This window comes from Marinobacter sp. S6332 (genome assembly GCF_023016045.1).
Classification (GTDB): Bacteria; Pseudomonadota; Gammaproteobacteria; order Pseudomonadales; family Oleiphilaceae; genus Marinobacter.
In genome coordinates, this window is the sequence record NZ_JALKAP010000002.1 from 249078 (window position 1) to 273789 (window position 24712).

26 protein-coding genes are annotated in these 24712 nt (G+C 53.3%); 7 read left to right on the forward strand and 19 right to left on the reverse strand.

What is annotated here, in order from left to right; all coding sequences use genetic code 11:
• Positions 1–54 precede the first annotated feature (54 nt).
• The 5 genes from MWU62_RS03835 to MWU62_RS03855 are packed head-to-tail and all read left to right on the forward strand — an operon-like array spanning position 55 to position 5048.
• Positions 55–729 (forward strand): DUF3348 family protein, encoded by a 675-nt coding sequence (locus MWU62_RS03835; RefSeq protein WP_247113613.1) that lies wholly within the window; start codon positions 55–57, stop codon positions 727–729.
• Complete coding sequence (locus MWU62_RS03840) at positions 726–2585, forward strand: DUF802 domain-containing protein (RefSeq protein WP_247113614.1); 1860 nt, start codon at positions 726–728, stop codon at positions 2583–2585. The genes MWU62_RS03835 and MWU62_RS03840 overlap by 4 nt, the downstream gene beginning before the upstream one ends.
• Entirely contained in the window at positions 2585–3235 is a 651-nt protein-coding gene (locus MWU62_RS03845) for an OmpA family protein (RefSeq protein ID WP_247113615.1), read from the forward strand. The genes MWU62_RS03840 and MWU62_RS03845 overlap by 1 nt, the downstream gene beginning before the upstream one ends.
• On the forward strand, positions 3235–3855 hold the full coding sequence (locus tag MWU62_RS03850) for a DUF2894 domain-containing protein (protein WP_200367217.1): 621 nt from the start codon (positions 3235–3237) through the stop codon (positions 3853–3855). The genes MWU62_RS03845 and MWU62_RS03850 overlap by 1 nt, the downstream gene beginning before the upstream one ends.
• A gap of 11 nt (positions 3856–3866) precedes the next feature.
• Positions 3867–5048, forward strand: coding sequence for an AAA family ATPase (locus MWU62_RS03855; protein WP_247113616.1), 1182 nt, complete (start codon positions 3867–3869; stop codon positions 5046–5048).
• A gap of 39 nt (positions 5049–5087) precedes the next feature.
• Here MWU62_RS03855 and MWU62_RS03860 read toward each other — a convergent pair whose 3' ends face one another.
• The 5 genes from MWU62_RS03860 to MWU62_RS03880 form a co-directional block, all read right to left on the reverse strand.
• Positions 5088–5915 (reverse strand): sulfite exporter TauE/SafE family protein, encoded by an 828-nt coding sequence (locus tag MWU62_RS03860; RefSeq protein ID WP_247113617.1) that lies wholly within the window; start codon positions 5913–5915, stop codon positions 5088–5090.
• A 62-nt stretch (positions 5916–5977) separates the two neighbouring features.
• Positions 5978–6808, reverse strand: a complete 831-nt coding sequence (locus MWU62_RS03865; protein ID WP_247113618.1) for a hypothetical protein — start codon at positions 6806–6808, stop codon at positions 5978–5980.
• Positions 6809–6841: 33 nt separating this feature from the next.
• Positions 6842–7408, reverse strand: coding sequence for a tellurite resistance methyltransferase TehB (tehB, locus tag MWU62_RS03870; RefSeq protein WP_247113619.1), 567 nt, complete (start codon positions 7406–7408; stop codon positions 6842–6844).
• A 128-nt stretch (positions 7409–7536) separates the two neighbouring features.
• Entirely contained in the window at positions 7537–8298 is a 762-nt protein-coding gene (locus MWU62_RS03875) for a metallophosphoesterase (protein WP_200367208.1), read from the reverse strand.
• 23 nt (positions 8299–8321) lie between these two features.
• Positions 8322–9182 (reverse strand): DMT family transporter, encoded by an 861-nt coding sequence (locus MWU62_RS03880; RefSeq protein WP_247113620.1) that lies wholly within the window; start codon positions 9180–9182, stop codon positions 8322–8324.
• A 248-nt stretch (positions 9183–9430) separates the two neighbouring features.
• Between MWU62_RS03880 and MWU62_RS03885 the strand changes: the two genes are divergently transcribed.
• Complete coding sequence (locus MWU62_RS03885) at positions 9431–9976, forward strand: peroxiredoxin-like family protein (protein WP_247113621.1); 546 nt, start codon at positions 9431–9433, stop codon at positions 9974–9976.
• Between the two features lie 10 nt (positions 9977–9986).
• Here the strand turns inward: MWU62_RS03885 and MWU62_RS03890 are convergent, their stop codons facing one another.
• A complete protein-coding gene (locus MWU62_RS03890; protein ID WP_247113622.1) occupies positions 9987–10913 on the reverse strand; it encodes a M14 family metallocarboxypeptidase in 927 nt (308 codons plus the stop codon).
• A 208-nt stretch (positions 10914–11121) separates the two neighbouring features.
• On the opposite strand from MWU62_RS03890, the gene MWU62_RS03895 reads away from it, so the two are divergent.
• Positions 11122–11649 (forward strand): TIGR02281 family clan AA aspartic protease, encoded by a 528-nt coding sequence (locus tag MWU62_RS03895; RefSeq protein WP_247113623.1) that lies wholly within the window; start codon positions 11122–11124, stop codon positions 11647–11649.
• Positions 11650–11696: 47 nt separating this feature from the next.
• On the opposite strand, the gene MWU62_RS03900 is transcribed toward MWU62_RS03895, so the two are convergent.
• From MWU62_RS03900 to tkt, 13 genes are all read right to left on the reverse strand, one after another.
• Positions 11697–12704 (reverse strand): hypothetical protein, encoded by a 1008-nt coding sequence (locus MWU62_RS03900; RefSeq protein ID WP_247113624.1) that lies wholly within the window; start codon positions 12702–12704, stop codon positions 11697–11699.
• A gap of 158 nt (positions 12705–12862) precedes the next feature.
• Entirely contained in the window at positions 12863–13504 is a 642-nt protein-coding gene (locus tag MWU62_RS03905; RefSeq protein WP_247113625.1) for a thioesterase domain-containing protein, read from the reverse strand.
• A 109-nt stretch (positions 13505–13613) separates the two neighbouring features.
• The gene (locus tag MWU62_RS03910; RefSeq protein ID WP_247113626.1) at positions 13614–14669 is read right to left on the reverse strand and encodes a diguanylate cyclase; all 1056 of its coding nucleotides are present in this window, start codon (positions 14667–14669) and stop codon (positions 13614–13616) included.
• A gap of 299 nt (positions 14670–14968) precedes the next feature.
• Entirely contained in the window at positions 14969–15091 is a 123-nt protein-coding gene (locus MWU62_RS03915) for a glutathione S-transferase N-terminal domain-containing protein (RefSeq protein WP_348645624.1), read from the reverse strand.
• Positions 15092–15112: 21 nt separating this feature from the next.
• Positions 15113–15601, reverse strand: coding sequence for a hypothetical protein (locus MWU62_RS03920; RefSeq protein ID WP_247113627.1), 489 nt, complete (start codon positions 15599–15601; stop codon positions 15113–15115).
• Between the two features lie 74 nt (positions 15602–15675).
• Entirely contained in the window at positions 15676–16242 is a 567-nt protein-coding gene (locus tag MWU62_RS03925; RefSeq protein WP_247113628.1) for a GNAT family N-acetyltransferase, read from the reverse strand.
• A 191-nt stretch (positions 16243–16433) separates the two neighbouring features.
• The gene (locus MWU62_RS03930; RefSeq protein ID WP_348645625.1) at positions 16434–16652 is read right to left on the reverse strand and encodes a type II toxin-antitoxin system RelE/ParE family toxin; all 219 of its coding nucleotides are present in this window, start codon (positions 16650–16652) and stop codon (positions 16434–16436) included.
• Between the two features lie 204 nt (positions 16653–16856).
• Entirely contained in the window at positions 16857–17843 is a 987-nt protein-coding gene (locus tag MWU62_RS03935; RefSeq protein WP_247113630.1) for a GGDEF domain-containing protein, read from the reverse strand.
• Positions 17840–18889, reverse strand: coding sequence for a TRAP transporter substrate-binding protein DctP (gene dctP, locus MWU62_RS03940; RefSeq protein ID WP_247113631.1), 1050 nt, complete (start codon positions 18887–18889; stop codon positions 17840–17842). The genes MWU62_RS03935 and dctP overlap by 4 nt, the downstream gene beginning before the upstream one ends.
• Before the next feature lie 133 nt (positions 18890–19022).
• A complete protein-coding gene (gene fba, locus MWU62_RS03945) occupies positions 19023–20087 on the reverse strand; it encodes a class II fructose-bisphosphate aldolase (protein ID WP_247113632.1) in 1065 nt (354 codons plus the stop codon).
• Positions 20088–20305: 218 nt separating this feature from the next.
• Positions 20306–21466 (reverse strand): phosphoglycerate kinase, encoded by a 1161-nt coding sequence (locus MWU62_RS03950; protein ID WP_247113633.1) that lies wholly within the window; start codon positions 21464–21466, stop codon positions 20306–20308.
• Positions 21467–21661: 195 nt separating this feature from the next.
• Positions 21662–22693 carry a glyceraldehyde 3-phosphate dehydrogenase NAD-binding domain-containing protein gene (locus MWU62_RS03955; protein ID WP_247113634.1) on the reverse strand — a complete coding sequence of 344 codons (1032 nt, stop codon included), beginning with the start codon at positions 22691–22693 and terminating at the stop codon, positions 21662–21664.
• Entirely contained in the window at positions 22693–24693 is a 2001-nt protein-coding gene (gene tkt / locus MWU62_RS03960; protein ID WP_247113635.1) for a transketolase, read from the reverse strand. The genes MWU62_RS03955 and tkt overlap by 1 nt, the downstream gene beginning before the upstream one ends.
• Positions 24694–24712: the final 19 nt, after the last annotated feature.

Sequence of the window (24712 nt, forward strand, 5' to 3'; positions counted from 1 at the left end):
CGCCCCTGAAAGCTCGGGATTATCACTGGCACCCAACCTGTGCGCGATTATTCGATGACTCAAACACCCTCATTCTCTGCCAGAATTTCGCAGCAAAGATTGCTACAGCTGCTAGCCCAATCTGGAGCACCGGCTTCTGACGGCCCGCTACCCTGTTGCGGAGAAAGGCTTGGGCGTCTGTTTGGGCTTTCCGACACTCTGGTCCTGGATTCAGCCATTGCGTTTCGCGCGCGCCAAACGGGCTTGGATCAGAGGGCTGTATTTGATCGTGTCATTCAGGAACTGGCCAATAGTCGCCAAGCGCTGATACGCAAACTCAAAACCTACGGTGATGACGTTGAGCCCACCGACTGCGTGGATTTCGAGCACTACCTGAACCCATGGCTCTCGCTGCAGCGCAAAGTCATCGCCGTTAGCCGCCAGCTTCGGGACAAAACCCGAAAAGCCATGAAGGATCACAGCCAAACTCTGGCCCGGCTGGCAGAATTGGATGCAACGTTTGATCACGCCATGGCCGGGTACACCAGCCAATGTTTCTCCCATATTCCCAAAGTGCTGGAACAACGGTTTCAATCGCTAGCACACGATACCAGCGGCACCCCATATAACGGGCTCCACCGTTACTGCGAAGAAGCGCAGAATCTTTTACTCGCTGAACTGGATGTTCGGCTGGAGCCGGTATTGGGGCTGCTTGAAGCTTGCCAAAACGAGGTAACGAACTCTCCATGAGCAGACTTTTCTTTTTTCTCGCGTTTGCCATAGGCCTGGCCGTTGTGGCTTGGATAGGCCAACGCTTTCTAGGTTCAGACCTTCTCGCCCTTTCAGTGACGGGTATTATTGCGTGTGTATACGGATTGGGCTTTATCGAGTTGATGGGGTTCCGTCGCACCACCCGACAGCTTGCCGATCGGCTTAGCAGTATTCCGCAGAGCCGCGAGCAACTTGAAGACTGGCTTTCTGGCCTACCGGAGCAGATTCAGTTTGCTGTGCAGAAGCGAGTTGATGGCCACTTTTCAGCACTGCCCAGTCCGCAACTAACACCGTATCTGGTCGGCCTGCTGGTGATGCTCGGTTTGCTAGGAACCTTTGCTGGCATGATCGTAACCCTAAGCGGCGCCGCCTCGGCACTGGACGGCAGCACCGATCTTAGCGTAATCCGTGGCGCTCTCGCGGCTCCTATTGCTGGGTTGAGTCTGGCCTTTGGTACTTCTATTGCGGGTGTGGCAGCTTCCGCCATGCTGGGCCTCGCTTCCACCTTAAGCCGCCGCGAACGCTTACAAGTATCACGCCAGCTGGATAAAACCTTACGGCAACGGTTGCATCACTTGTCGGCAGACTACCAACGCCAGCAAGCCTTCAAAGCCTTGGAATCCCAAGCTACCGCCCTACCTCAAATGGCCACAGCCATGGAGTCCATGACAGCCCGCATGGAGCAGCTTGGTCAGCAACTGGAGCAGTCCCTAACCCGAAACCAGCAGGAATTTCACAGCACCGTAGGCACGCATTACCAGAGTCTGGCGGACTCTGTTGCTCAGTCCCTAGAGAAAGCTCTGGAATCCAGCTCTCGCATTACCGCCGAACGCATAGAGCCGATCGTGACGGAAGCCATGGCAACTCTTCAGTCCCATGCCGGAGAGCTACATGAAAGCTGGTCTGCGACTGCTAATCAGCAACTGGCCGACCTCACAAGCATGTTCCAGAAAACCAGCCACGAGGCAGGTGAACGTTGGCAAATGGGTTTTGATCAACAACAGCAAACCGCAGAAAAACTAATACATAATCTGCAAAGCACCTTGCAGGAATACCAAGCCCACTTCCGGGACGAAAGCGCCAAGCTTGCCACCCATCATCAACAAGGTCTGGATGCGCTCATTACACGCATCAGCGAGCAGCTCTCTAAACTGCACGAGCAAGAAGCGGCTCAGGGCGACGCTGCCCACGAACGATTGGTTCAACTCGAAGCTACGGTCACCAAGCACTTGAACGAACTGGGCTCCGGACTGGAAGCCCCCATGACCCGTTTGATAGAAACCGCCTCGGAAACCCCGAAAGCCGCCGCTCACGTGATTTCCAAGCTGCAAGAAGAGATGGCACGTAACAGCGAACGGGAAAACCAATTACTGGAAGAGCGTCAACGGCTGGTGCAAGAACTCGACAGCCTGCTCGAATCCCAACGCAGCAATGCCGACAGTCAGCGCCAAGCAGTGGACTCTCTGATCACTGGCGCAGGGGACACCCTCACCGGGATCAGCGAACGCTTCAATGTTCTGATTCAAGAGCAAAGCCAACAGCTCGGCAAGCTCGGTGAAGACATTACCGGCAGCAGTCAGGAAGTGGGCGCACTTAGCGAAGCCTTCCTGCAAGCGGTGGAGCTGTTCAGCGCTTCCAATACCCAGCTTCAGGAAAGCCTAACCAACATCCAAAAAGCACTCGATAACGCCGGTAGCCGCCACGATGAGCAACTGGCCTACTACGTTGCTCAAGCCCGTGAGGTAATCGATCTCTCCGTTAGCTCCCAGAAGGATGTGATTGACGCGGCCTCGGCCCTGATCACCAATCACGCCGAGACCAGCGGAGCCAGCTAATGGACTATCTGGAAGACGGCGAACAGCAATCCACGCCAATTTGGGCGATTTTCTCAGACCTGATGGCCGCGCTGGTAGGCATTCTGGTGCTGATCTTAGTGTGGGTGATCGGCGTTCAGGTGGAGCTCAGCCAATCACTGGAAGAGGAAAAAGCTAAGCGCGAAGCCGAAGAGCAGCGGCGTATTGCTCTGGAGCAAGCGCTTGAAGACCCACTCACCAAAGGCTTAGTTACCTTTCAGAACGGCCGCATTGGCATCAGCGGCAACGTACTGTTTGAGTTGAATTCGGATCAGTTACAGGCAGATGGTGTTGAGGTGCTCGAAGCGCTAATAACTCCATTGCAAACCTATCTCGCCCAGCACGAAGAACTCCTGATGATCAGCGGTTTCACCGATGATCTGCCCATGCACAGCGGTAACCGATATCAGGACAACTGGGGCCTGTCGGCCCAAAGGGCACTAACGGTCACTCGAACATTAATGGAGCTTGGTCTACCCAACGACCGCGTATTCGCTGCCGCGTTTGGCCCGCACCACCCTGCTGTGCCCAACATAGATGCGGAATCCCGAGCTCAAAACCGGCGGGTGGAAATCAGTACCGTACCTTTAGCACCGGAAGCAGCAAGCAAAAGCGAGAAGGCAGAGAACTGATGGCGACCACGCTTGAGGCTGCCCCCTTGCACCCGAGAATCGACGCTCTCAGGCGTTGCGGCGCAGACCAGCTAGCTCCGGTCCGCTTCCGCTATCTGGAAGCCCTAGCGTTGCGACTTCAAACAAAAGGCCTGCAACACACCCGGCATTGGCAGAAACTGGAACAAGCTATCGCAGACTATACAGCTGCTTACGAGTCGTCTGCAGAGCTTTCGCAAGCCCTTGAAACGAGCCCTCCGTCACAGCTATCAACTCTGCTAGACAAACTAAACCAAGCACCGGATGTGCCAGCAACAGAGCCTCAGTCAACGCTAGAACAGTTGATTTTTGGAGTGTCGGGGGGTGGCACGAATGCTTCACAACGCGTTGCACCTTCCAACACGCAACAGCCTCTGAAAGCCATGACCAGAGTAAATGCAGGCCGTGGCGAGCAAGCCCTCCAAGAGCGTATTCGCCATGCCATTGAGGAAGTACCCCAAGATGCAGGTCCCATAAACGCACACCGGTTGGTAAGCCGGGCAATGGCAGAAATGCAGAGGCTATCACCCGCGTATATAAACCGGTTTGTGAATTACACAGATACATTGATGGCGCTGGAAAGATTAGCGCGGAAGGGGTAGAAGGTGGGTCTATGATCAAAGCATTTGCAGTGTCCAACTACCGTAGTTTAAAAAACATTGTGTCTCCCCTTTCGGGCCTAAACGTGGTTACCGGGCCTAACGGCTGCGGTAAATCCAACCTGTATAAATCACTCCGGCTACTCGCAGAAACCGCAAAAGGCAACCTTATCTCATCGATTGCTCAAGAGGGCGGTCTGGATTACACATTCTGGGCCGGACCGGATCAACTCACCAATGGCATGAAGGAGGGTTCTGCACCCGTCCAAGGCTCCGCCAAAAAACAAAACCCTCGCCTGAGATTAGGTTTTGTAGGCGAAGAATTCGGTTACGCCATATCGCTTGGGATGCCAGCACCACAGGGGTTTGCAGGCTACCAAGACCCCTCCATGTTTCAGTTCGACCCAGAGATAAAGCGCGAGTGCATTTGGGTTGGCGATGTTTGCAGACCCAGTAGCTGCTTGATCGACCGCGTTGGCCCCGTGGTGAAAGTACGCTCCGGCCGAACGTGGGAGGTGTATAACGCGCACCTTAATTCGTACGAAAGCATCTTGAACGAAATCAGCGACCCGGTAGCGGTGCCCGAGGTGCATGCCGTTCGGCAAACCATCCGCAATTGGCGCTTCTACGATCAGTTCAGAACCGACCCGCAATCCACCATTCGCACACCACAGATAGGCACACGCACGCCAGTACTTGATCATGACGGCCATAGCTTGGTTGCCGCCCTTCGAACCATTTACGAGATTGGCGACAGAGAGGCGCTATACCACGCAATCGAGGATGCATTTCCGGGCGCCACGATTAACTTTACCGCAGACGCAGGCAACCGCTTCGTATTGCAGTTTCTGCAAGACGGGCTTTTGCGCCCCTTAAACCAAGCTGAACTTTCAGATGGCACGCTTCGCTACCTGCTGTTGGTAGCAGCCTTGCTAACACCCCGACCCCCTTCCCTGCTTGTGTTAAACGAACCAGAAACCAGCCTACACCCGGATTTGCTTCCCGCACTGGGCCGCCTAATTATCCGAGCCTCGCGCGAGACACAAGTGTGGGTGGTTTCCCATGCACCCCGCTTAGTCGCCACCTTAGAAAAACACGCCGATTGCAACCCCATCGCACTGAATAAAGAGCTTGGTGAAACAATCATTCAGGGGCAGGGGTTGCTCGATTCGCCGCCTTGGCAGTGGGTTGAGTAGACAAGAAATCACCGAAGGTTTCCGCCTCAACCAACGCCCCTAAAACAACACGCTAATCGCTCCGACACTACTAACCGCCAGCAGTACTATCCCCAGCATACGGAAAAACACCGGCGTTTCTGCTTTCAGAATACGGTCGTGAAAGCGCAGCCCAATCACGTGCCCAATGGCCGCGCACGGCAGTAGCCACAGGTGGTGAATAAGCTGCAAATCAAGCCCTACCCATATGAAGGCTGCCAGCTTGATTAGTACTAGAATAAACCAAAGGCCAAACAGCGTATCGCGCAGTTTCTCTCGCGCCACATGCTGTGCCGCGACGGCAATGATTAATGGCGCACCAATCAACGAGGTGCCGCTGATGTAGCCACCGGTCATCAACAGGGCCACGTCGACGGTTTTGCTATTACTGCGGAAAGGCCGATTCAGAATGTACGACACAGAGTAAATCGCAACAATCACAAAAATGATCGCACTCAGCACATTGGGTGGCAGCGTAAACAGGCCAAACACGCCAATCAGCTTGGGCACCAGCATAATACCGAGCATTCGCCATAGGTAAGGCCAATCAACCGTGCCTTCTTGCACCTTTGCAAACGCATCCGGCCCAAACCCGGTCAGCTTCTGGCCACTTCCGTCAGTTTCTTTACTCTTACGGTTGCCGCGATTGTTCATCCAAATGGTCAGAGATGAAAACACCAATAGATGCACCGCAATGATGGGCAAGAAAACCAGCGGGTCGTCCTTCACCAGCAGCAAAAATGGCAACGACAACACCGCGCCGCCAAAGCCCAGCCCGGAGCGCACAAAGCCACTCCAGATGAAAATCAACGCGATAAGAACATACTGAATGAAAGAAAGGTCTGACATGACACCCTGAATAGTGGGAAAACTCGTTCAAGTTTAACGATTTTCTCAAGGCTGCGCAGAGTCTATTGATTCGCTCGAACAAACACCCAGTTGGTTCCAACGTTGTCGCACACAATGACATCGCGATTGATGGTGTCACACAAAGACAGGTTTTCTGGCAAATCATCATGCTTGCCAGTTGTTACATTCAGGTTTTTTCGATCCAGTTTGAGTAATTCGTAGGCCCGTTCCATACGCTCGGAAAAATCCACGTCACCACTTTCAAGTGTGTGAAAGGCGTTGTGAAACGCCGTGAAGCTCATGGTGTTTGCGCCCAGACCAATGGCCAGCATTTTGGGGATGTAGCGATCATAAGCCGCCGAGAGATAGGACCGCACAGCTTCGTCGTCACTACGTTTGCCATCGAAAGGTACGATTCCGAGGCGGTTACTTGGCTCCAACACGCCATCACCCAATGATGCCAGTGTGCGATTATCTGCCAACTCATAGACCGCCTGCGAACATTGGATTACCTTCCCCCTCAAGTGGCATCCAGCCAACCTTTGGGCAATTGGCGGCTCGGAGACGGGCTCATTCATTGGTTCATGAGACAGCGTGGTTAGCTCAGGCTCAGACCGGGGTTCAGGGCTGGCCGAAACCTCGGGCAATGTTAGGCCCAAACGTTTAGCTGGCTGTCGCAACAACAGCGCCTGCACATTTCTGTCATTCCGTTGGAAATCCACCTGAGAAGGAAGGCCAGCACGACCTCCGCGTTCGACAACCTCGCAGTAGAGACGCTCCAATTCTGATTGCGCTGAGGTCAGGCAGGCTTCATCTGCGCTGGCGTTCGAAATCCAGCCGATGACAAAAATGGCAGTAAAAGTGCTGCCAAGCCTTACTCCAACATCACGCATATTCTTTATTTTCTCGCCGGGTCGCGCTTACAACTAGGTAGGTTTCCTAGCCAACATCGTAGCAAACTGCAACTGGGCACCATTATGCATAGTGCCCAAATCTTCGTTGTACTTAACCAGCTCCCACTCCTCATAAATCTCTCGCAACTGCCCCGATTCAAGGGTAAACGGGAAAGGAACCGGGCATGGGTGTTCTTGGGTATTCATAGCGCAAACAATCAGATTATAGCCACCCGGCAGAGTGTGCTCCTGCATGTCAGCAACGACAGCACTCACACGAGCAGGATCTAGAAACATCAAGGTTACGGTACAAGCAATCAACCCATAATCCGCATCAAGCCCGGCGTTATTGAGGTCGTATACCTTCGCATTAACATTGGTGATCCCCTCTTGGCTGACAATTTTCTGCAGCATGTTGATAGCGCCGGGGTTGTTATCAGCGGCGGTTACATCAAAGCCAAGTTGGCTCAGGTATAGAGCGTTGCGACCATTGGAGCAGCCCATGTCGAGGGCCTTGCAGGGCTTAATAACTTTGCATGCGTCTACCAGTTCGCTGTGCGGAGGATTCGAGCCGTGGCGGCTATTCAGATCTGTTGTCATGATATTCTCTCGTCGCTTTAATTGAGGCATTCATGATACTTGTTTTTGGGCGCAATTAAATGGCATAAATCAAAGCCCTTGTGACCCTATGCGGCCCCCCGCTTAGGTACCAGAAAACGAATATGCGCTTATACCTCAACAATTTTGTCTGCAACAAACAACGGCGGCTTATATTCATTCGGATAGGCCCCGGGATTGGCGAATACGCGAGTGCCTTCAACCTGAAGATCAACGGGCTCATGAACGTGACCGTGAACCCACAAATCCATCTTGCCCATCATCCTCTGCAGGTTAGAAGCAAAGGCAGGCGATAAAGAATCTCCCTGATACTTTGGCGGGATACACTCTGGCAAGGGCGCATGATGACTGATCACTACACGCGGCCCTGAAAAGGGCTCGGCTAGCGCAGACTCAAGCCACCCTATGGCCTCTGCATGCAACCTCTGGCTTTCCACAGTCGTGAACACCTCGCCTGCGGGTTGCTCAATAATCCGAAAATCAGGCATAAACGCGAGAGCGCGTCGTTCGGTCTGCAATGAGTCATAATCCGGTTGGCCGGTGTAGAGGTCAAAGTCTGTCCACAAGGTAGTGCCATAGAAGCGCACGCCACCGAGGGTTACCGTGTCATTATCAAGCAAGTGTATTCCCAAGCGCTCGGCTTCGGCGCGCAATGCATCACGCATATCGGGCATACTCGCTCCGTAGAATTCATGATTTCCAGGCACGTAGATGATCTTCTGCCCAACAAACTGATCCGCGGCCCAAGCAAGGCCCTCCGTTGTCCTATGAATGTCTCCAGCCAGAATAACGACATCCGCGGCCACATCAGGCAGGTCGCGACCTTCTCGAAAACACTCTACATGCAAATCCGACAGTATCCGCAAACGCACAGGTTTATCTCCTTTAATTATTCTTACGAAGATCTGGGCACAGCGCCCCGTCTAGCCTTCCGCTTAAGGCTAAGAAAGTTACCCGCCACCATCAGGAACCCACCAACCATTAATGACAGCTCGAACGGCTCTTGGTAGAGCAAAACGCCAACCATCGCAATCAGCGGCAACCTGAGAAAATCAATCGTAACCACCGTTGTCACCTCAGCAAAAAGCATGGCTTTTGCCATGCAGTAGTGAGCTGACAAGGCTGTTAAACCTACAACCAGAAGCCACCGCCATTGATCCCCAACCGGCCATACCCAGCTAGGCAGAGAGAGCACTAAGCCGATTGGCAGCTGGATTACACACATATAGAACAGTATCGACAAAGCAGACTCTGATGTGCTCAGCGACTTGGTACACGTGTGCGTAATCGCATAACAGATGGCAGCGCCAAGCACGATAAAGGATGCCGGATCTACAATGGCATAGCCGGGCTGCACAATTACCAGAACACCTAGGATTCCCAAAAAAACTGCTGCCAACTTGCGTACAGTAACTCTCTCATTCAAGGCCAGCGCCGCAATAAGCAGCGTCCAGATTGGAACCGTAAATTCCAGAGCAAAAACCTCCGCAAGGGGCAACAGCCCAATACCGAGAAACCAGCCAAACTGGCCCGCAAAATGAAATATGTTCCGGAACCCGTGTAACACCAGCCGCTCGGTTTTAAAACTTACTCTTCGTTTTGCAAAAAGAACAATCGCCGATATACAGAGCAAGCCAACCAGACTACGAAAGAACAGCATTTGGAAAACGGAAACATCACCGCTTAGCTCTCTCGCGCCTATAGCCATTAGGCAAAAAGAAACCAGCGTTCCGAGCATCCAGAGCACAACAGGCATATATCGCTTACCTCTTCCGATTCAGTGTGCATCGCTTCCCGCTTCGAAGAGGCCTACCCCACTGTCAGCTCTAAGCGCTCTATTAACTATCAATTGTACTTTCCTGCTGCAGATTACAAATATCGAACACTATAACCGAACCACCCGTGAGAGTTGGCTGGTACAGTGTGGATCCGAGCGTGCTGCCAAGCAAGTTAGTTGCACCCCATTCAAAAGCGCTTCGCTGAACATACCTTCAGGAGATAAACATGCAGCTCACTGCCCCGTGTCAGGGAATCGACTTTCAGACCAAGGATATTTACGGCAAGCCTTTCCAGCTTAGCGACCATGTTGGCAAGCGCGTTATCTTGTCGTTTTTTCGCGATGCAGGCTGCCCGTTTTGCAACCTTCGAGTGTACGAGTTAACGCACAACTACAAACACTGGCATGAGCAAAATCTGGAAATTGTCGCGGTATTCAGCGATACCTCCGAGCAGGTTCGACACTTCGTGGCTAAGCACCCTAGACCGTTTACCATGCTAGCCGATCCAGACTTGGAAATTTACAACCGGTACGGCATTCAGCACTCGTCTACGGCGCTAATCAAAGCGCTGCTATTCAAGCTTCCACGAATCATAAAAGGGCTATTCAAAGGCGGGCGTCCTAGCAACAACCCGCACATCAAAATCGTTCCCGCCGACTTTCTTATAACTGAAGACGGCCGAATCGCGAAGGTCTGGTACGGGCGCGATACCAGTGACCACATCCCTTTGGAAGAAGTTCAGCAGTTTATTGATGAGGGAAAGCCGGCGTAACTGCAAAACCCTAAGCGGGGTGGGCCAACGCATAGTCGATTCCCGCACACACTGCGGCCACCTGCGCGGCATTGCATTGCTCAGGCGTTGCACGGGCGCTGTCGGGATACACTTCAGTGGTGGTTCTGTAGGGTGCGCTGGTGATTCCGGCGCATAGACCCAACTGTTTGAGCGGATACTGTATTACACCTCGAGCTACTATCGGCGAGCCAAGAACCTCGCCATTTGCGTCAGCCGGCGCGATATGCGTAATTTTCTCTACAGCCTCAATCACCGCCTGCTGAAACTCCGTATGCGGGTTATCACTGTCATCAACCAAATAAAAGCCATCGGGAATCTCGCACGGCTCGAACGGCTTACCGTCGCGTGCTGCCAACGCGGGCCGAAACTCGCTTTCATCCGTATCGGTGGTTTCGTGCAGATCCATGTGCATCAATGCACGGTCACGAACTGGCTCGACCAGCCGCATGAGTGCCGCAGACTCTTCAGCCTCGCCATCCTGCCGGAATGAACGGTTAGGATCGACTGCGTTGGCGTTCCAACGGTGGATGCGCTCATACGCCCAAGGGCTGACACAGGGCGCAACCAATAAATTGACACGACCGGCGTAATCTTCCGCATGCTGATCAACGAACTGCAACGCGCCGTGGACACCGCTGGTTTCATAGCCATGCACGCCGCCCGTAATGACCACGACCGGTAGATCGTCACGCCAATCGCGGCTGCGAATCGCCATCAGTGGGTAACTCTCAGCGCCGTAATCTAGATACCCATACTGTTCCACGTCAAAGCGCGAGCGCAGGCGCTCAATCACACTCAGCACCTCAGACTCGTAGCTACGCTGACGGGACTGCAGTGATAACCACTCGGCGCGCTCTAACTCGCCCCAAGGAGTGTCAGGCGTACCGATGGGATAGAATGCGGGGGCCGTGCTCATATAATTTTGCTCCAGTAACGGATAATAGAGGCGGGCATCTTAGCATCCAGACCGAGCCCTTGCCTTCGACCAAAGGGCATACTCATTGGTATAGATTGATTCGTCTGCTGACGATCAGCTGGCGTCGTAGGGCGCATTTCCGATGATAACCGCTCCGAATGAGTTAGAATCCGTATACCCTTTAGAAATGCCCGCAACAAGGAATGGAATGAGTAAGTCTGGCGCTATCAAACCCGAGATCCGCTACCTTCTTTTTTTCGCTGCTTTTTGGGTTGTGTTACTCGCCGCTGCGGCGTACTTATTCGGTAATTGGGACTCCCACAAAACCAACCCCAACCAGCAACTGATCAGCCACGCCCGCGGCAGTGCCACGGAAATTGAACTGCAGGCCAACCGTCAGGGCCATTATCTGGCGAGAGGCACTATTAACAACCAAAGCGTCACTTTTATTCTAGATACCGGTGCTACAACCGTAACAGTCTCAGAATCTATCGCCCAAAAAGCAGGCCTTACCCGAGGGCTACCAAGCTTTGCACGTACTGCTGCAGGCACAGTAAATGTGTGGAATACAACCATCGAGGAACTTCGCTTGGGCGATATCACATTCAAAAACGTACCCGGCACCATAAACCCTGCCATGGACCCCGATATGGTGTTGCTGGGCATGAGCGTGCTTGGACAGCTTAATTTCTCCCAGCAATCGGGCGTTATGACCTTGAGCCAAGACACACATTGAACTAGCGCCTGTCGCAGCTCGCTTTTAAAGCGCAATAGAACACGGTGTTAAGCTTGTGTTGCCGTGTTGTCTGCAGCTGGCTTGCTCTCAATACGTAGATAGGTATCAAGCTCTTCGCGAATGTCTGGCGCAATCTCGTCGCTGTGGGTGATGCGCATATAGAACAAAGTGAAGTAGATCGTTTTCGCGGAATCTACAACCCGCGCCAAAATAGCACCTAACATTTTGCTCAACCATAACGCGATCAGCAGTGGTAACCAGCTAAATGATAATGCACTGTCGCCCATCCAAAATGGCGTGCTGGCGCCCAACATATCCCTCATATCACCAGCATAAAATGCGGGAATAGCATCGCCCACAGCAAAGCCGAGCGCGATCGCAATCATGACCAATACCACATACACCGGAGCGATCAACATACCGGCAGCGCCGCCAGCGATATCAATACCGAACACGCCAACCAAAGTCTCCGGCACCGAATTCTTTAAGCTCTTCATGCGCTCCACCCCATCGCGCAGGCCACATTCATCAATCGCTACTGCAGGCGTTAAAAAATGCTTGGCGAGATCCCATACCTCGGAGAGCGCAGACAAAAGAACGCGGCTGACCATCGCCGACAGGCCGCCACCCTCGCCATTGGCGGCACGAGAACTGATGAAGGCAAAGCCCATCGATACCCAGCCCAAAATTCGAGCTTGGGACTTAACACCGCGCACCCGTTTTCGGCCGTCACCGGGCACTGCATCGCGCCCACGAACCGTCTCGGCCACCAGCCAACTTTGGGCCATGTCTTGTCGGGTGTAGTAGAAATACTTGTAAACAAACATCGCTAACGACGCCAGCAACAAAAGGGTACCTGTGCCGCCAGCACCCAGCGCAATAGCGGCGATACCGCCGAAAAATGCCGTGACCATTACCACCGCGTAAATGGCCGTTCGCAGAAACGGACCTACAATATCGGTATCGCGGCCGATGATCGTGACTGTATTCTTGAGCAAGTAACCGATCTGCTGAAAGCGCTCACCGGGGCTGGGTTTTCTGAATTCCTTGGTCATGTGCTCTCCCTTTATTTGCTGACGTTATGCTTGGTGCTCAGAGCACGCTTAGGGTGCATACCGTTAACCATACCCATAATAGGCGTATGAATCGAATAGCCAACCATACTCTATAACGGCTGGAATATTTAAGAAAATCCATACCCTCCAGTGACAGTTTATAACCCAGTTAGCTTGAGCTCGGAAAGTAGCCGGTCCAGCAATTGGGTTTTAAGTTTAGGATGCAACTTGGCGCTTGGATAGCATCGCGAAATGCCAAGATGGGAAATTCCGTCTGAGCGCGCAAACACAATATTTTCGACACGCGAAGTCGGTTGCATGGCGACAGCTAAATTATCCTTCAGGCGAGGATCTGTTCCCAGGTGGTCACTCTCCGAAAAGTAATTCAAACAGAGCTCTACGTTGGGCGGCACGTTACGCATATCGAAGTTCCACCTGTGTAGCCACATTCGCCCCCCTCTCCCGCGTGCAGCTATGGGAACCAGCAGAGCCACCGGCACACCGCGCCGCTCCAGCTCTCTTGCCACACCCATGGCCTCAAAGCCGCCCTGACTGAAACCAATCAGAACAACCGGGCGACCTTGCTTTGCTGCGTTCTGCAAGTCATTGGCAATCAAATCACCCTGACGGTGGCCGTACATTGTGGTGTCGGGATAACCCGATTCACGCAAGAACCGCAACAGATGTCGGTGCATGTGCTCCCGTGAGGCAAAACCATAAATAGCCGCAATGCACGGCCCAGCATAATCCGGCGAAACAGCGGCACGGTCAGGAAATTGCAGGTTGGCAAAAATGCTCATCGTTTAAGCTCGAATATGTATCATGGGAACCTTCCACACATATGTAGCCTCCCCACTTAATGTAACGTGCGCTGGCTCTGTTCAGGCTAATTAAAGCGCTGAGTCGATATTACTCTGGGGGATTGGAGTTACTGCTTTCGTAATAACTACATTTATTCGCATACATATTTTTATCAGCTTGGCGCAACAACGCCTGTACCGATGTTCCGTCTTCAGGGTATTGCGCCGCACCCTGGCTCACATGGCAATGCAGCTTATGCTGTTGAATATGAAACTGCTTGGCCATAGTCTCTTCAATGCGGGTCATGATTTGCTTCACGTCCTGGTTGCCTTTTATTTGGGGCAACAAGACAACAAACTCATCCCCGCCAATACGCGCAAAAGTATCCGTGTCTCTCAGCTGTTTTTTGATACGTTGAGACACTTGCTGTAGCAAAACGTCTCCCACCTCGTGCCCGTGGGTATCATTTACTTGTTTAAAGGCATTAAGGTCGATGAACAACACGGCAAACGGGTCTCTACTGCGCCGCGCCAAACCAATGGTGTGCTGTAAGCGTTCCCTCAGCACTGAGCGATTTACAAGGCCAGTGAGGCTGTCGTGGTGAGCCAGATACAAAATCTTTTCTTCAGCTGCCTTGCGGTCGGAAATATCAGTGAGCATGTTCAGGGTTGCTGGCTGCCCACCCCAAACAATCGCTGCGCCACTTATTTCAATAGGATAGCTGGAGCCATCCTTTCGTAAAAAGAGGCTTTCGTAACGCTTCGGAGCTTCCTCACCAGCCACACGGCGCTGATAATTAGCCATCATTTCATCCCGTGCAGATGGATGGATGAGAGGCATGAAAGACGGCAATTCCTTGAGTTCAGCTTCATCATACCCGCTCATTTCGCACATACGCGGATTTAGGTACACCAGCCGGGTGTTTTGCACCACGGCTATCCCTTCGTGGGCGGTTTCGACAAGATACCGAAACGAATCCGCGCCCTCTCGCAACTCTTGTACCAGCAAATTTTGCGCCTTCATAGCATGGCGGTAACGCAAAAGGCACCAAGCGCCGGCCAGCAACAAAGCCAGCAAGATCAGTGGGACACTCCAGAATAAGTATCCGCTAACCCAGTATCCTGATTCGATGAAACCTGTTTGCGCTTCGGTGCTAACGTCCATAAGCAAAGCTCAGTCACGATTAATATTTAGCTGTCTATTAATAGAATATCGCTCTTCGCACTTAACACAAGATTCTATTTAAGGCTTCACAGGTAACCCCCTCGATCCACAGCTGCTTCAGCTTGTCCGGCTTTTCACCCAACTCTACAAAGGTGGCTGACTATTCTTTGACCGCATTGGGGGACTTTGCGTCCAATTACTCGGCAATTCATTGGCAATTGGTTTCGAATCTCAGGGAAGCCCGAGTGCATTTCAGCACTGCAGGATCTTGCCTCTGCTCGTGCACGAGCGGAGTCTGGCTAACCGTGGCCGCCTAGATATTGCTCTGAAATATACTCGCAAATTGATAGCGAATCCCAGATGGTCAGGCCACCATCTTTGAGCACGGGCACTTTGCCAGCATCGGTATGTTGAGCAAGTATGGTATGAGTATCATCCTGCCTTCAAGAACCACCGGACTTAACCACCCGCACCACGACATTGCTATGTTGCGACCCAGCATCTTTCTCATGCCGCGTACCCAAAAGATTGACCCATTGGCCTTGAGTCAGCAGCAATTCCCCTGCACCAGCACTGCCCCCATTACTCGCGGTGTAATTGCCCGCATAGTTGAATTGGTATTGGTCGGGTGAGCCTGCGACTGGCTTGAGTTCATAACCGATGGACAACTCATTTGAAGAAGCAAAGCCTTTACCCTCGCTCGATATGCCAACCGTTAAAAGGCGCGACTCCTTCAGGAAACTGGGTAAAATATCTGCGGGTATATTATCTGCATTGGTAGCTTGGCACTCACAGTACCGAACCTCCAGCACAAACGACTCACTCGCAAGATAGTCTTCAGGAGCGGGGTTTCCGGCGAGAGCAAAGCCGGGGAGTAGGAGAAGAAAGGGTAGACTAAACTGCCAAACAATTTGTGATGCTATCCGTTGCATGTGACCTCCTGATTTTTAGTTTTAACGCCCCGCTAAACGGCGAGCGTTTGCGAGTCAGCTGTAGACCATGCTTTTTATGGGCGAACGCACGACAACAGTTTGTTGCGCAGTGCCCAATCGTCGCACGTCATTCGATACACCCGCACAGATCGGCCATGGAACTCTTGAAGCGTATAGTTTCCGAACCCGACCTTTTCCGTCACCTTAACAGAAGCTGTATGCTCCGGCTCGATAATAACAATTACCGAATCGCAGTGCTTTTGATCAAAAGCATACTGGAGAACACCTTTGGCAGCTTCTGTCGCATACCCCTGATGCCAAAACCTACGCGCCAGACGATAACCTAAATTGATTTCTTCAACATCGCCAACCAACTCCGGCCCAACGCCACAGAAGCCGATAAAGTGCCCTGATTCTTTCTCGCACAATGCCCATGGCCCCATTCCATGAGCGGCGTAACACTCAACGCACCAATCAACGAACTTTCGGGTAGCGTCTTCGTCGCAAACTCCACGAACGGAGAATTTCATGACCTCAGGGTCACTGAGCATTGCGGTGAGCGCCGGAACGTCTTGAAGGGATAACTTCCTTGCAACCAACCTCTCTGTTTCAAACAATGGCACCGCTCTCTCCTTGTTCATAACTCCCGCCACCACCGATGACAAAACCGGCGCGACTCAAAGGTCTTATGGAGGGTGTAAAATCAAATTGCTGTTTGCTCAGCGCTACCAAAAACCATCCGTTTGGGGTTTTCCTACAGCCCTAATGCCTAGCGCACCGGTGACTTTGACGTAGCGAAGCGGAGACAAAGGCATCCGCGTGACGCTCTCGGCTAGCTGTTCTCAAGCATATATACTCGAAGTTGCCGCTCCTCTCGCATGACACAAAGGACGAGAACTCGCATCTCATCCTCACGATAAAAGATGCGGCACGGTGGACCCACTACCTCCCTGTATACTGAGTTAGGGAGCTCTGGAGGAATCCGCCCGGACTGAGGAAAATCTTCCAAGCGTTCGGTTTTTTCAAAAACACCCTGAACAAGCTGCAGCAGCCATCACGCACGGCAAAGCAGGGCACAATAGAGTAGGGGGCAACATTGAGAGGAAGGGGCAGGATTAGTGCTGAGGAGAATCAAGGTTGTTTGGCTTGATTATAGTGGCCTGCAGGAATCTATGCGGGCTGAATTCGGCCGGGTTTTGGGCCAAAAACAACGTACAGCGCTGGCGTCTTACGCCCTCCAAAGTCTGAAAACACCTTACCCCTGACGTAGATCAGCAACACAAACAGTATTGCGGCCACTGTTCTTAGCCTGATAGAGAGCCTGATCGGCTCTGTTAACCCAACTGTCCGGAAGGTCTCCGGGCGAAACTTCCGCGACTCCGAAACTGCAGGTAATGTTCCCGACCTGACCAAAAACCTGTTCAGCAATCGACAGGCGCAATTTTTCAGCGACTTTTTGCGCTTCTTCGGCATCACACTGAGGTAACAAGATGATGAATTCCTCCCCTCCCCAGCGAGCCAGAACATCACTGGTTCTCAGGTTTTGAAGGGTCAACTCAGTAAGCCGAACTAAAACCTCATCACCACCGTGGTGACCAAAGCGATCATTAATTTTCTTGAAGTAATCAATATCGAATATTATCAATGAGAGAGGCGTTCCATGACGCAGCGTACGCGAAACCTCCACATCCACCCTCTCTTGAAAATGTCGTCGATTGAAAGCGCCTGTAAGCGGGTCTGTGGTTGCCAGCTTCGCCAGTATGAGACTGGACTTCTGCAACTTCCGGTAGGCAGACTTGATTTCAACGATGTAGTTTGAGACCAAAGCGCGGCCTACCAGTAGAAACACCACCAAATATACGGGCAAAAACACGAAAACCAGACCAAGTTCTACCACCCTGATTCCGTATGTCTTATCGATCGTGACCGAGCCTCCCATGAAAAACAATGCTAGTCGCACGCACTGGACAGCTAGCTGAACTATCAGCAAAGTTTTAAGTGAATTCAGGGGAGGCTCACCCGGGCTTCGCTGAAGGTGCAACACCATCACCTCCACCAGAGCCCAGGCCGCCAGACAAATAAGCAGAATCAATAGTAAAAGCTGGTGTTCCCGCTGTATGTCGAGCAAAGACAGAAGGTCCAGACTGAAATTCAGGGCCAGTATCAATGAGCTTAGCGCACCGACCATGCTGAGCGGGAGTTTTGCCCTTTGTAACCAGGGGGTTTTAACCGGCTCTCTCACTGATTAACTCCTGCCTTTCTCATAAGAACGGGTTCTACCAGTTCACGCCACTCGGCGGAGCAACCAGGGTAAAGCTGGTCACAATGCTCAGCCCATCTTGGAAAGACGGCCTCTTTAAAAGCCTGACGCAGCAATTGATAGTCCTGCTCACCCGGCTCAACATCAATCAGATTATAAGACGTGCCCTCACGGCAAGGCTGGCCAGTATTGCACGCTGTAAACTGCACATGAAGCTGCTCAACAGATGCCCATATGGAGTCCACATAGGCTTTAAAGGCCTGCTCCAGTCTCTCCTTCTGATGACTCGACAAGCGATTCCAGAGATTCAGATTAATAACATAGCCATTGATCCCCGACTGCGTATTCAGCCGGAAAAGGTGGGTTGAGTACTTCGGCCAACCGGCCGCATTCGCCGAAGCTGCGCTACTAACAGCGCAATCGATCAACTCACGGCGCAGGCCCATTTGAACGTCCTCAAACGCCATAATGACAGGTGACGCACCAAAATATTCTATAAGAGGCGAGAAGGTTTCATTGCCCACCCGTATCCTCAGCCCCTCCAAGTCCTGCAGGGACTCAATCGGTGTTCGGCAGAAAAAAACCTGAGGACCAAACGGCCACATACCCAGTAATTTCACATTAAAGCGGTCCTGCAGCCGGCGGTCGAGTGCCGGAGCATAGGTTTGCATGACCGCGTAGGAGGTCTCAATATCGACCGTTCCGCCGAACAGATCCACGCCGAGCAGTGCAGGCTCAGACCAGGCATTCTGATAAAAACGCAGAGAAACCAGATCAAGTGCACCTTCTCTCAACATGATTAGCTGATGAGTGTCTTTGAATCCCAGGGTATCAACGGGCGTGTATTTAATTTCAAGCGGCAGGCCGGTCGTTGCAGCCAGACCCTCAAAAAACTCCTGTTCCTCTATATGCACACTACCGGATGCATGCTGTTGACCAACAACCTGAACAGGAATACGGTCATATATTTTCCAAGCAATGGAAAAACCGCCAATCAAAATAATCGCTACTAGAACTCGAACCCACATATTACCAATTTCCTCAAAGTGAGCGCTGGCGAATCCTGTGCGCAGCCAAGTAAGCGTGCGGAATATGGAGGAATGAGCTCGGAGGGAAAGTCACAGCCCGGGGCGAGGCGCCCAGGGCCGCGTTACTGCAGTCTTACTTAACCTTCGGATCCAACTCACCAGAAACATAACGCTCAAACATACGATCCAGATTGATCGGTTTGATCTTGCTTGCATTGCCAGCACACCCAAACGCTTCGTAACGAGCTACGCAGATGTCTGTCATGGCTACCATGGTGGCCTGCAGGAATTTGCGCGGGTCGAATTCGGCCGGGTTTTGGGCTAGGAAGCGGCGCACTGCGCCGGTGCTGGCGAGGCGTAAGTCGGTGTCGATGTTTACTTTGCGCACACCGTGCTTGATGCCTTCTACAATTTCCTCAACCGGTACGCCGTAGGTTTCGGGAATTTCGCCGCCGTATTCGTTGATAACCTTCAGCCACTCTTGGGGTACAGAGCTGGAGCCGTGCATAACCAGATGGGTGTCTGGAATGCGTTTGTGGATGGCTTTGATCTGTTCAATGGCTAGGATGTCGCCCGTGGGTGGGCGAGTGAACTTGTAGGCACCGTGGCTGGTGCCTATGGCGATGGCCAGTGCGTCTACGTGGGTCTTTTTCACGAAGTCGGCGGCTTCTTCTGGGTCGGTGAGCATTTGGCTCATGTCCAGAGTGCCTTCGGCGCCAATGCCGTCTTCTTCACCGGCTTGGCCGGTTTCCAGAGAGCCCAAGCAACCCAATTCGCCTTCTACGGATACGCCACAGGCGTGGGCCATTTCTACGGTGCGGCGGGTTACGTCTACGTTGTAGTCGTAATCCATGGGCGTTTTGCCGTCTTCACCTAGTGAGCCGTCCATCATTACGGAGCTGAAGCCCAGCTGGATGGAGCGTTGGCACACTGCTGGGCTGGTACCGTGGTCTTGGTGCATGACCACCGGGATGTGTGGCCATTCTTCAATGGCCGCGAGGATCAGGTGGCGCAGGAAGGGGGCTCCGGCGTATTTACGGGCACCGGCAGAGGCTTGAACAATAACCGGGGAGTCGGTTTTGTCGGCGGCTTCCATGATGGCGCGCATCTGTTCCAGATTGTTTACGTTAAAGGCTGGCACACCGTAACCGTGCTCGGCGGCGTGATCCAGCATTTGCCGCAGCGAAATCAGGGCCATTTGGTTGTCTCCTTATTTAAATAACAGTTTGGGCAATCGTGATTAATTTTTTGGCGCAGGCTTCTGAAAATTGGAGCCTGCTACGGCAGGTGTGGTGGCGCTTTTCGGGACACGCTGTAAATACTTCCTTGTACGCTTGACGGCAGCGTCCTTGCTGCCGACAGTCCCGGAAAGCGCCACCACACCTGCCTTGCGAATCCAGATCTGGGTTAGCGCCTTTACGCGCCGCGCTCTTCCAGTACGGCTACCGCTGGCAGCACTTTGCCTTCCACAAACTCCAGAAAGGCGCCACCACCGGTGGAAATATACGAGATCTTGTCAGCTATGCCGTATTTGTCAACGGCAGCCACTGTGTCTCCGCCGCCAGCCAGTGAGAAGGCGTCGCTTTCGGCGATGGCTTCAGCCAAAGTTTTGGTGCCGTTGCCAAACTGGTCAAACTCGAACACGCCGACCGGGCCGTTCCATAGAATAGTTTTTGCGTTTTTGAGCAGCTCGGCGAATTGGCCTGCGGTTTCCGGACCTACGTCTAGGATCATGTCGTCTGCTGTAACGTCGGATATGTTCCGGATGGTGGCTGTTGCGCTTTCAGCGAATTCGCTGGCAACCACTACGTCTACCGGCAGCGGGATGTTCACTCGGGAGGCGATGTCTCTGGCGGTTTCCAGCAACTCGTGCTCACACAGGGATTTGCCCACGGGGTGGCCTGCTGCGGCCAAAAAGGTGTTGGCGATGCCGCCACCTACAATGATTTGGTCACACACTTTTTCAAGGGCGTTGAGTACGTCGAGTTTGGTGGAGACTTTAGCGCCGCCAACTATGGCTACAACCGGCTTGGCAGGGTTATCCAGCGCTTTACCTAGTGCTTCCAGTTCCGCCGCCAGCAGGGGGCCAGCGCAAGCTTCTGGTGCAAAGCGGGCAACGCCGTGGGTAGAGGCTTGGGCGCGGTGGGCTGTTCCGAAGGCGTCCATAACGTAAACGTCGCACAGGGCCGCGTATTGCTTGGCCAGAGTTTCGTCGTCTTTCTTTTCGCCTTTGTTGAAGCGAACGTTTTCGAACAGCACTACTTCGCCGTCGGCTACTTCAACGCCATCGAGGTAGTCTTTAATCAGGCGTACTTCTTGCCCCAAGGCTTGAGTGAGGTTGTCGGCTACGGGTTTGAGGGAGGCGGCTTCGTCGTAAACGCCTTCTTCCGGGCGGCCCAGATGAGACATCAGCATGACTTTAGCACCGGCATCTCTTGCTGCCTTTATGGTGGGCAGGGAGGCGCGGATGCGGGCATCGCTGGAAACCGCACCGTTTTTGACGGGTACGTTAAGGTCTTCGCGGATCAGAACCCGCTTGCCAGCGAGGTTCAGGTCGGTCATTTTTTTGATGGCCATGATCTGGGTTCCGTAGTTTCGGGTTATTGGCTAAGAACTGAGAGTGGGGGGGCTGCCCCCTCTCCCCGGCCCTCTCCCGCGAGGGGAGAGGGAGTGCACAGCTGTAGATTTATAAGCCCCCGCTATGTGACTAGGGGAGTGGTACCTTAAAGCCCCTCTCCCCTCGCGGGAGAGGGGTTGGGGAGAGGGGGTGCATTAAAACACCCTCTGCAACCAAGCTCTGCTTACATCCAGCATTCTGCTGGCAAATCCCCATTCATTATCAAACCAGCACAGTACTTTCACCATGGTACCCCGGGTGACTCGGGTTTGGCCGCCGTCTACTACGCCGGAGTGGGAGTCGTGGTTGAAGTCTGAGCTGGCCAGCAGTTCGTCGGTGTAGCCGAGTATGCCTTTTAAGGGGCCGCTTGCCGCTTCTTTCAATACTCGGTTTACCGAGGGCACGTCGGTGGGCTCTCGAACGTTAAATACCATGTCGATAGCGGATACGTTCATCGTGGGTACGCGTAGGGCTACCGAGCTAAAGCGCCCTTCCATGTGCGGGAGCAGCCGTTCAACGCCCCGCGCAAGGCCAGTATCCACAGGCACTATGTTGTGGAGCGCGCTTCGCGTGAGGCGCAGATCTTGGTGGTGGTAGGCGTCGATCACCGGCTGGTCGTTCATGGCGGCGTGAATGGTGGTGGTGCTGCCCTGCTCCACACCAAAGGCCTTATCCAAAACAGTAATCACCGGTACTAGGCAATTAGTGGTACAGGAACCTGCCGCCACTATACGATCAGCTTCTGAAATGTCTGCATCGTTGATGCCAAAGACAACGGTGCGGTCTACATCGGATTCGGCGGGCTGGGAAAACAGTAAACGTTTCGCGCCTGCTTGAAGATGCAGCTCGGCCGTAGCCCGGTCTGAATAGGCGCCCGAACATTCCAGCACCAGATCAATATCCAGTTCACTCCACGGCAGCTCTGCCGGGTCGGAATGCCGGAGCACGCGAATGGCATCGCCATTAATGATCAGGTCTTGCCCTTGCACCGCAATACTTCCAGAGAACCGGCCATGGGTGGAATCGTACCGGGTTAGGTGCGCAATGGTGTCGATATCAGAAAGCTCGTTAATCGCGACCACCTGCAGGTGGTCGCGAAAACCGTTTTCGTATAGGGCACGCAACACGCACTGGCCAATACGGCCATACCCGTTGATCGCAATACGAAAGGGCACGGAGTCTGTCATTAGGCGTCCAGCAGCTCCGAGGCCACTTCCAGAATGTTCTCCACGGTAAAGCCGAACTCTTTGAACAACTCGCCAGCAGGTGCGGACTCACCAAAAGTGGCCATTCCTACAACGCGACCGTCCAGACCCACATACTTGTACCAGTAGTCAGCGATGGCCGCTTCAATAGCAATGCGATTGGTGACTTCGATTGGCAACACCTGTTGCTTGTACTCAGCACTCTGGGCATCGAATACGTCGGTAGAGGGCATGGAAACAACGCGTATTTTCTTGCCCTGCTCTCGCAGTTTGGCAGCGGTGTCTTGCGCCAAACCAACTTCCGAACCGGTGGCAATCAGAATGAGATCTGGCTCGCCTTCGCTGTCTGTTAGCACGTAGCCGCCTTTCGCCACATCTGCTAGTTGCTGCGCATCACGCGCTTGCCCGGGCAAACCCTGACGGGAGAAGATCAAAGCGGTTGGGCCGTCTGTGCGCTCAATAGCGGATTTCCAAGCCACGGCGGATTCTACCGCGTCGGCCGGGCGCCAGGTGCTCATGTTTGGCGTAGTGCGCAGGCTTGCAAGCTGCTCGATTGGCTGGTGAGTTGGTCCGTCTTCGCCCAAGCCAATGGAATCGTGGGTGAATACGTAGATGGAACGCTGTTTCATCAGCGCTGCCATGCGCACGGCGTTGCGGCAGTATTCCATAAAGATTAGGAAGGTCGCGCCATAGGGTACGAAACCACCGTGCAAGGCGACGCCGTTCATGATGGCGGCCATACCGAACTCGCGAACTCCGTAATAGATGTAGTTGCCGCTGGCGTCTTCTTTGGTGACGCCTTTTGAGCCGTCCCAGATAGTGAGGTTAGAGCCCGCCAAGTCTGCAGAACCGCCCAGCAATTCTGGCAGCAATGGGCCGTAAGCGTTCAGGGTGTTCTGGGAAGCCTTGCGGCTGGCAACGGTCTCGCTCTTGTCCTGACACTCCTGAATGTAAGCCTGAGCTTTTTCAGAGAAGTCAGCAGGTAGCTCACCGGCCATACGGCGCTTCAGTTCAGCCGCCAGTTCTGGCTCGGCCTTTTCGTAGGCTGCAAAAGTTTCATTCCAATCGCTCTCTGCCTTGGCGCCCTTTTCTTTGGCGTCCCAAGCGGCGTAAATATCGGCTGGAACTTCAAACGGGCCATGTGCCCAACCCAGCGCTTCGCGGGTCAGTGCAATTTCGTCGTCACCCAGAGGAGCACCGTGGGAAGATTCGCTGCCCTGCTTGTTGGGGGAACCGAAACCGATAACTGTTTTGCAGCAAATGAGTGTGGGCTGATCGGTGTTAGCACGCGCCTTCTCAACCGCAGCACGCACTTCATCGCCATCGTGACCATCTACATCCGGGATGACCTGCCAGCCGTAGGACTCAAAACGCTGCGGGGTGTTATCAGTAAACCAGCCTTCTATCTTGCCGTCGATTGAAATACCGTTGTCGTCGTAGAACATAATCAGCTTGCCAAGGCCCAGAGTACCGGCAAGCGAAGATACCTCGTGGGAGATGCCTTCCATCAGGCAACCATCGCCCAAGAACGCGTAGGTGTAGTGATCAACAACATTATGGCCAGGGCGATTAAACTGCGCCGCCAGTGTTTTCTCTGCCAGCGCGAAACCCACTGCGTTGGCAATGCCTTGCCCCAGCGGGCCTGTAGTGGTTTCTACTCCCGGGGTGTAACCGTATTCAGGATGACCCGGGGTTTTTGAGTGCAGTTGCCGGAAGTTCTTGATGTCGTCAATAGAAACGTCGTAACCACTCAGGTGCAGCAACGAATACTGCAGCATGGAGCCGTGGCCATTGGAAAGCACAAAACGGTCGCGGTTGGCCCACTGCGGGTTCGTTGGGTTGTGGCTCAGGTAATCGTTCCACAGCACCTCGGCGATATCCGCCATGCCCATGGGCGCACCCGGGTGGCCGGACTTGGCTTTCTGAACCGCATCCATGCTCAGCGCGCGAATGGCGTTGGCGAGATCTTTACGAGAGGGCATTGACGTTTCTCCACTGTTT

Bases quoted from the DNA above. Each gene is read 5' to 3' on its own strand.
- MWU62_RS03835 (WP_247113613.1), top strand. From the start codon at position 55: ATGACTCAAACACCCTCATTCTCTGCCAGAATTTCGCAGCAAAGATTG.
- MWU62_RS03840 (WP_247113614.1), top strand. From the start codon at position 726: ATGAGCAGACTTTTCTTTTTTCTCGCGTTTGCCATAGGCCTGGCCGTT.
- MWU62_RS03845 (WP_247113615.1), top strand. From the start codon at position 2,585: ATGGACTATCTGGAAGACGGCGAACAGCAATCCACGCCAATTTGGGCG.
- MWU62_RS03850 (WP_200367217.1), top strand. From the start codon at position 3,235: ATGGCGACCACGCTTGAGGCTGCCCCCTTGCACCCGAGAATCGACGCT.
- MWU62_RS03855 (WP_247113616.1), top strand. From the start codon at position 3,867: ATGATCAAAGCATTTGCAGTGTCCAACTACCGTAGTTTAAAAAACATT.
- MWU62_RS03860 (WP_247113617.1), bottom strand. From the start codon at position 5,915: ATGTCAGACCTTTCTTTCATTCAGTATGTTCTTATCGCGTTGATTTTC.
- MWU62_RS03865 (WP_247113618.1), bottom strand. From the start codon at position 6,808: ATGCGTGATGTTGGAGTAAGGCTTGGCAGCACTTTTACTGCCATTTTT.
- tehB (WP_247113619.1), bottom strand. From the start codon at position 7,408: ATGACAACAGATCTGAATAGCCGCCACGGCTCGAATCCTCCGCACAGC.
- MWU62_RS03880 (WP_247113620.1), bottom strand. From the start codon at position 9,182: ATGCCTGTTGTGCTCTGGATGCTCGGAACGCTGGTTTCTTTTTGCCTA.
- MWU62_RS03885 (WP_247113621.1), top strand. From the start codon at position 9,431: ATGCAGCTCACTGCCCCGTGTCAGGGAATCGACTTTCAGACCAAGGAT.
- MWU62_RS03890 (WP_247113622.1), bottom strand. From the start codon at position 10,913: ATGAGCACGGCCCCCGCATTCTATCCCATCGGTACGCCTGACACTCCT.
- MWU62_RS03895 (WP_247113623.1), top strand. From the start codon at position 11,122: ATGAGTAAGTCTGGCGCTATCAAACCCGAGATCCGCTACCTTCTTTTT.
- MWU62_RS03900 (WP_247113624.1), bottom strand. From the start codon at position 12,704: ATGACCAAGGAATTCAGAAAACCCAGCCCCGGTGAGCGCTTTCAGCAG.
- MWU62_RS03905 (WP_247113625.1), bottom strand. From the start codon at position 13,504: ATGAGCATTTTTGCCAACCTGCAATTTCCTGACCGTGCCGCTGTTTCG.
- MWU62_RS03910 (WP_247113626.1), bottom strand. From the start codon at position 14,669: ATGGACGTTAGCACCGAAGCGCAAACAGGTTTCATCGAATCAGGATAC.
- MWU62_RS03920 (WP_247113627.1), bottom strand. From the start codon at position 15,601: ATGCAACGGATAGCATCACAAATTGTTTGGCAGTTTAGTCTACCCTTT.
- MWU62_RS03925 (WP_247113628.1), bottom strand. From the start codon at position 16,242: ATGAACAAGGAGAGAGCGGTGCCATTGTTTGAAACAGAGAGGTTGGTT.
- dctP (WP_247113631.1), bottom strand. From the start codon at position 18,889: ATGTGGGTTCGAGTTCTAGTAGCGATTATTTTGATTGGCGGTTTTTCC.
- fba (WP_247113632.1), bottom strand. From the start codon at position 20,087: ATGGCCCTGATTTCGCTGCGGCAAATGCTGGATCACGCCGCCGAGCAC.
- MWU62_RS03950 (WP_247113633.1), bottom strand. From the start codon at position 21,466: ATGGCCATCAAAAAAATGACCGACCTGAACCTCGCTGGCAAGCGGGTT.
- MWU62_RS03955 (WP_247113634.1), bottom strand. From the start codon at position 22,693: ATGACAGACTCCGTGCCCTTTCGTATTGCGATCAACGGGTATGGCCGT.
- tkt (WP_247113635.1), bottom strand. From the start codon at position 24,693: ATGCCCTCTCGTAAAGATCTCGCCAACGCCATTCGCGCGCTGAGCATG.